This is a genomic window from Sphingomonas sp. LH128, from assembly GCF_000293195.2.
Lineage (GTDB): Bacteria > Pseudomonadota > Alphaproteobacteria > Sphingomonadales > Sphingomonadaceae > Novosphingobium > Novosphingobium resinovorum_A.
The window spans coordinates 1-697 of sequence record NZ_ALVC01000515.1 but is presented as its reverse complement, the minus strand read 5'-3'; the positions used below and the strand labels follow the sequence as shown (position 1 = coordinate 697).

The following is a 697-nucleotide window of genomic DNA, read 5'->3' as shown; positions in this document are numbered from 1 at the left end:
CCCATGGCGCGCGAGGACGGCACCCTGCACTTCCTGGCGGACAGCAACGCGGCGATCACCAAGGGCATCGTCTCGCTGGTGATCTCGGCGGTGCAGGACAAGCCTGCCGCGACGGTGGCCGCGACCGACATTGCGGCGGCGCTCGAACCGTTCGACTTGCGCAACCAGCTCTCGTCCAACCGGACGCAGGGCGTGCCCAACATGATCGCGCTGATCCGGGAAACTGCCGCGCGATATGCCCAGGGCTAGGAAATATCTCTGGATCACGGCGGGGGTAATCCTCGTCGGGATCGGCACGCTGGGCATCTTCCTGCCGCTGCTGCCGACGACGATCTTCTGGATTCTCGCCGCCGGGTGTTTCTCGAAGAGCCACCCGGAATGGGCGGAGCGGCTCTATCAACACCCGAAGTACGGCCGCCACTTGCGCGAATGGCGCGACCGGCGGGCGATCAGCCGCAAGGGCAAGATCGCGGCGATCTCGACTATGGGCCTGAGCGTCGCGATCGTATGGTTCACCGCAGGCGAGATGTGGGCGCTGATCCCCCTCGCGGTGCTGGCGACGATCGGGACGTGGATCTGGACGCGGGCGGAATAAATCCTCCCTGAGCTTGCTCGGGGAGGGGGAAAGCAAGCCCCCTCCGTCAGCCCTGCGGGCTGCCACCTCCCCATTCCTGCGGAACAGGGAGGATAAAACGGC

General features: G+C 66.0%; 2 protein-coding genes. Both read left to right on the top strand.

The window, feature by feature from the left end; genetic code table 11:
• Nucleotides 1-249, top strand: a 249-nt coding sequence (locus tag LH128_RS29550; protein ID WP_008833377.1) for a SufE family protein, incomplete at its 5' end; no start/stop codon positions are given.
• Entirely contained in the window at nt 236-595 is a 360-nt protein-coding gene (locus tag LH128_RS29545; protein ID WP_008833376.1) for a YbaN family protein, read from the top strand. The genes LH128_RS29550 and LH128_RS29545, both read left to right, overlap by 14 nt.
• Nucleotides 596-697: the final 102 nt, after the last annotated feature.